The sequence below is a fragment of the Nocardia asiatica NBRC 100129 genome, from assembly GCF_000308415.1.
Taxonomy (GTDB): Bacteria; Actinomycetota; Actinomycetes; order Mycobacteriales; family Mycobacteriaceae; genus Nocardia; species Nocardia asiatica.
Genome location: NZ_BAFS01000063.1, coordinates 1 through 5,263 on the forward strand (window position 1 = coordinate 1; position 5,263 = coordinate 5,263).

5 protein-coding genes are annotated in these 5,263 nt (G+C 68.1%); 3 read left to right on the forward strand and 2 right to left on the reverse strand.

Annotated elements, in window-relative coordinates:
• The first annotated feature begins 248 nt into the window (after nucleotides 1-248).
• Together nucS and ON27_RS06390 are read left to right on the forward strand one after the other, a co-directional pair.
• Nucleotides 249-938, forward strand: coding sequence for an endonuclease NucS (gene nucS, locus ON27_RS06385; protein ID WP_043720842.1), 690 nt, complete (start codon nucleotides 249-251; stop codon nucleotides 936-938).
• Nucleotides 939-985: 47 nt separating this feature from the next.
• Nucleotides 986-1,294 (forward strand): Rv1322 family protein, encoded by a 309-nt coding sequence (locus tag ON27_RS06390; RefSeq protein ID WP_043720844.1) that lies wholly within the window; start codon nucleotides 986-988, stop codon nucleotides 1,292-1,294.
• A 478-nt stretch (nucleotides 1,295-1,772) separates the two neighbouring features.
• On the opposite strand, the gene ON27_RS06395 is transcribed toward ON27_RS06390, so the two are convergent.
• Entirely contained in the window at nucleotides 1,773-2,774 is a 1,002-nt protein-coding gene (locus ON27_RS06395) for a coiled-coil domain-containing protein (protein WP_043720848.1), read from the reverse strand.
• A gap of 86 nt (nucleotides 2,775-2,860) precedes the next feature.
• On the reverse strand, nucleotides 2,861-3,334 hold the full coding sequence (mce, locus tag ON27_RS06400) for a methylmalonyl-CoA epimerase (RefSeq protein ID WP_245559815.1): 474 nt from the start codon (nucleotides 3,332-3,334) through the stop codon (nucleotides 2,861-2,863).
• A gap of 127 nt (nucleotides 3,335-3,461) precedes the next feature.
• On the opposite strand from mce, the gene ON27_RS06405 reads away from it, so the two are divergent.
• Nucleotides 3,462-4,640 carry an acetyl-CoA C-acetyltransferase gene (locus tag ON27_RS06405; protein WP_043720853.1) on the forward strand — a complete coding sequence of 393 codons (1,179 nt, stop codon included), beginning with the start codon at nucleotides 3,462-3,464 and terminating at the stop codon, nucleotides 4,638-4,640.
• Nucleotides 4,641-5,263 lie beyond the last annotated feature (623 nt).

Consider the following 5,263-nt stretch of genomic DNA (forward strand, 5'->3'; position numbering starts at 1 on the left):
CGAAATAGCATTGCGCAGCAAATTTAGTAGCCCGTCGCGGAGCCCGAGAATGGGCGGACGGTGCGTTGCTGTTCTGCGCCCACAACGAAAGGCGCGTGATCGGCGCGACGACGCCTACTCGATCGGTATTCCGGTCCGCCGCACGGCGGGATCGTGACCGGGCCGAAGCTGCCCGCCACGGCCGTGTAGCGGTCCCTGCTCGTGGGCCTGGTGGTAGCCGCCACAGGGCGCTCGCCTACAGTGCTTGGGTGCGCCTAGTGATTGCTCGCTGTCAGGTCGACTACGTGGGGCGACTCACCGCCCATCTGCCGATGGCCCGCAGGCTGCTGATGATGAAAGCGGACGGCTCGGTGCTCGTGCACTCCGACGGCGGCTCGTACAAGCCGCTGAACTGGATGAGCCCTCCCTGCCGGCTGGAGGAACGCAACGGTGACGCGCAGCTGCCGGACGGAGCGAAGGCGCTGTGGGTTGTCACCAACAAGGCGGGCGAAGAACTTCGCATCACCGTCGAGGACATCGAGCACGATTCCTCCCATGAGCTCGGCGTCGACCCGGGCCTGGTGAAGGACGGAGTGGAGGCTCACCTCCAAGAGTTGCTCGCCGAGCACGTGCACACGCTCGGTGCGGGGTTCACGCTCATCCGCCGGGAGTACATGACCGCGATCGGGCCCGTGGACCTGCTGTGCCGGGACGCCGACGGCGGCACGGTGGCGGTCGAGATCAAACGGCGCGGTGAGATCGACGGCGTCGAACAGCTCACCCGCTACCTGGAGCTGCTCAATCGCGATCCGCTGCTGGCTCCGGTCGTGGGCGTCTTCGCGGCCCAGCAGATCAAGCCGCAGGCGCGCACGCTCGCCGAGGATCGTGGCATCCGCTGTCTCACACTCGATTACGACGCCCTGCGCGGCACGGAGAGCAACGAATTTCGCTTGTTCTGACCTCAGGGTCGTTCGTCGCTCGCGCGAGCGAGTAATACGCTTGTCGCATGCCTCGCCGGAAACCGCGCTCGGATCGCTACGCCGAGCGCCCGCGGGCCGGTGGCGCGCCCCTGGGAGACGTCTTCGGACGGACGGAGTCTGGTCCGGACGGTGACGAGACGTATGTGGTGCGCGCCATCCCCGGCAGCCGCGCGATCAAGACCTACCGCTGCCCGGGCTGCGACCACGAGATCCCACCCGGGGTCGCCCATGTGGTGGCGTGGCCCGCCTACGGTGGCGAAGACGATCGCAGACACTGGCACCGCGGCTGCTGGAACGGGCGGCAGACGCGCCGGGTCACCCGTCGGTGGTCCTGAGCGTCGAGCCGGTCATCGAGACGTTGTCAGTGACGCCGCTCGGTCGATCACAGGCTGGACGAATCGAGCGATTGCAGGGAGACCCGCGGCCATCTGGACGAGCGAGAATGCCCTGACGTCGGACGGCAACCACTCCGACTTGGGGCCGCTGGTTGCTTCGGTCCTGCGGGCAATGGTCGGACCATACTCGGACCGACCCTGTTCGATGGTGACGATCTCTGCCCTCTGATCAGAGGTGCCGCCCGTTCGACTTCGGCCGAGAACGTCAGGTGAGGAGAACCAGGCCTCGGCTGCGACGCCGCTGCGGTGGAGAACGTCATCCAGTGCTGACGATGGCGCCGGCGTGAGCGGCCGGCCCGGTCACCAGAGGTCGTCAGGGCCGCGGTTTCGCTGGGTGCGGAATTAGGGAAGGCCGCCCTGGTGAGGGGCGGCCTTCGGTGAATTCGGTTGCGATACTGCTGTCGCCGTTGAGCCGACGTCAGTTGCTGATGTCGGCGCTCTCGCGCTCGTCGGAGTCGATGTCCTCGTCCTCGGTGGCGACCTCGGGGATCGCCTTCTGGCGCGAACCGGTGACCGACTTGGCGTTGCCGCCGATCGACTTGCGCTGATCGGGAACACCGTCCAGCAGCTCGCTCTCCCGGTTGACCGCGGCGAGCATCGCGGGCACCGAGTCGAGCTGACCGCGGATACCGAGCAGCTGGGCGAGCACGCGGCCGCGCAGCACCCGCATCTCCTCGGCCAGTTCCTTCGCGTGCGCGATCTTGCGCTCGGAGGTCTGAGTGGCGGAGGTGATGAGGCGGTTGGCCTCGTCGGTCGCGTCCTTGATCCGCTGGGCGGCCTCGGCGCGGCTGGTGGCCTCCAGCTCCTCCATGGCGCGGGTGAGCTTGGTGCGACGCTCGGCCATGGTGGCCTCGAAGTCCTGCTGGGTGGCCTTGCGCTTCGCGTCGGCTTCCTTCGCGATGCGGTCGGCCTCGGCCTGGGCGGCCTCGATGATCTTGGCGGACTCGGTGCGTGCGTTCGCGAGGGTCTGCTCGAACTCGATCTCGAGCGCCTCGCGCTTCTCCTTGGTCTCCGCGAGCAGCGACTCGTACTTGCCACGCATCTCGGTGGCCTGCTGCTCGGCGATCGACACCATCTCGGCTGCCTCGGCCTGGGCCAGGGCACGCACCTCGGACGCCTCGTCGGAGGCGAGACGGAGCATGCGGGAGATGCGGTCGGACATGCCTTCCGCGGTGGTCGGCGGCACCGAGAGTCGGTCGACCTCCTTGCGGAGTTCGTCGATCTCGTCGCGCGCGTCTTCCAGCTGGCTCGCGAGGTTACGTGCTTGTGCCGCGGCCGCGTCGCGGTCGGTGGCGGTGACTCTCAGTTCCGCGTCGAAGCGGTCGAAGTAATTACGCACCTCGTCTTGCGCATAACCCTTGCGCACAACGGTGAAGGGCAGTGCAACGAAGCGATTGCGATCGGACTCGGGTGACGACATGGCACACAAACTACAGCCTGAAGACAGCCGATGGTGACTCGACTGCGAATGTCATTCCAACGAGTTTTCCCGACTTGACGTCGATACTAGTGCGTAACATGAGCGTTCGGTTCGACCAACTCGATCAGCACACCTCCAGCATCCTTCGGGTGGATGAAATTGATGCGGGAATCCGCCGTTCCATGCCGCGGAGCGTCGTACAGCAAACGCAGACCCTTGGCGCGCAGGTAGGCGGAGACGGCCTCGATGTCGGTCACCCGGTAGGCCAGTTGCTGCAAGCCGGGACCGCTGCGGTCGATGAACTTCGCGATGGTCGACTCCGCGTCGAGCGGGGCCAGCAACTGCAGGGCGGTGGCTCGATCCGGGGCGCCGGGCAGCGACAGCATCGCCTCGTGCACGCCCTGGGCCTCGTTGACCTCGCGGTGGGTCTCGATCATGCCCAGGTTCTCGGCGTACCAGGCCACGGCGGCGTCGAGGTCGGGCACCGCGATGCCGACGTGGTCGACCGCGGTCACGTAGTCGGCGGGAATGAACGATGACTGTTCGATAACGTTGCTCACCATTCGAAAGTAGCGCGACCTGGCACGGGACGCGCGGGCCGCACCCGCTACCGTTGAGTAGAACACCTGCTCTCGCGCCGCCCCGCAGGGGCGCGGGCAGGTCCGATCTACGAATGCGAGGCTCGTCGTGACCACTTCCGTGATCGTCTCCGGTGCGCGTACCCCGGTCGGCAGGCTGCTCGGGGGTCTGAAGGACTTCAGCGGTTCCGACCTTGGCGGGTTCGCCATCAAGGCGGCGCTGGAGAAGGGCGGCGTCGCGCCCGACCAGGTCGACTACGTGATCATGGGCCAGGTGCTCACCGCGGGCGCGGGACAGATCCCGGCCCGGCAGGCCGCCGTGGCGGCGGGCATCCCGATGGACGTGCCCGCGCTGACGTTGAACAAGGTCTGCCTGTCCGGCATCAACGCGATCGCCCTGGCCGACCAGCTGATCCGGGCGGGCGAGTACGAGATCGTCGTCGCGGGTGGACAGGAGTCCATGAGTCAGGCGCCGCACCTGCTGGAGAAGAGCAGGGAGGGCTTCAAGTACGGCGATGTGACCCTGCGCGACCACATGGCCTACGACGGCCTGCACGACATTTTCACCGACCAGGCGATGGGCGCGCTGACCGAGCAGCGCAACGAGACCGACCGGATCAGCCGGGAGGATCAGGACGCGTTCGCGGCGGCTTCGCACCAGCGGGCGGCGGCGGCCTGGAAGAACGGCGTGTTCGACGACGAGGTGGTCCCGGTCGCGGTGCCGCAGCGCAAGGGCGATCCGGTGCTGGTGACCACGGACGAGGGCATTCGCGCCGACACCACCGCGGAGTCGCTGGCCAAGCTGCGCCCGGCCTTCCGCAAGGACGGCACGATCACCGCGGGCACCGCCTCGCAGATCTCCGACGGCGCCGCCGCGGTGGTGGTGATGAGCAAGGAGAAGGCGCAGGAACTCGGGCTGAGCTGGATCGCCGAGATCGGCGCGGCAGGTGTGGTCGCGGGTCCGGACTCGACGCTGCAGGACCAGCCCGCCGCCGCGATCGCGAAAGCGTGCGCGCGTGAGGGCATCTCGCCCGCCGAGCTGGACCTGGTGGAGATCAACGAGGCGTTCGCCGCGGTCGGCATCGCGTCCACCCGCAAGCTGGGCATCGACCCGGAGAAGGTGAACGTCAACGGTGGCGCCATCGCCATCGGCCACCCGCTGGGCATGTCCGGCGCCCGCATCCTGCTGCACCTGGTGCTCGAGCTGAAGCGCCGCGGCGGCGGCGTCGGCGCGGCCGCGCTCTGCGGTGGCGGTGGCCAGGGCGACGCGCTCATCGTGCGCGTCTGACGTTCGCGGGGTGACACCCCGCGCCGAACCAGCGACACCGGTGGCCGTCCCGATGGGGCGGCCACCGCTCGTCCGGTCCAGGCGCAGAGGCGTCGCTGCCGCTGCTCGAGCCGATCCAGGCGAGCCTGCCTACGGCCATTGCCGCCGCGACCGGCGGGCATGGGCGATAAAACTTGCATGCATGCCGTGCACGTATTCATAGAGGCGCATCCCCCGCCACCACACCGGCTCGACTATCGGATTCGACCTAAGGGAGACCGAGTGCCCTTGCTCGAGGTAGGCCATCACTTGTGACGCGCCCAGCGCACCCCAACTAGTGTTTCGAGCGAAGCAAGACCGAACATCCACCGCCCGCGCCCCGGCCCACGCCGAAGCGGCCGTCACGTCCGCGCCAAAGCAGGCACCCCGCCACCGACAACGGCACAACTCCGGTTCGTCCGATCGCCTGTGACGCGCCCAGCGCACCTCAACCCCAGGTTTCGAGCGAAGCGAGACCGAGCATTGCCCGTTCGCGGCCCGGCTCGCGTTTGCGCGGCCGCCGCGCAAGCGACGAAGGAGCAAGCGGCGGCCGCGCAAACGCGAGCCACAAAGGGGCCGCGAACACGCCGCGACGAAGTCGCGGC

What these genes read in the sequence shown, in the direction of transcription:
- ON27_RS06395 (WP_043720848.1), bottom strand. Translation starts at nt 2,774, where the DNA reads ATGTCGTCACCCGAGTCCGATCGCAATCGCTTCGTTGCACTGCCCTTC.
- ON27_RS06390 (WP_043720844.1), top strand. Translation starts at nt 986, where the DNA reads ATGCCTCGCCGGAAACCGCGCTCGGATCGCTACGCCGAGCGCCCGCGG.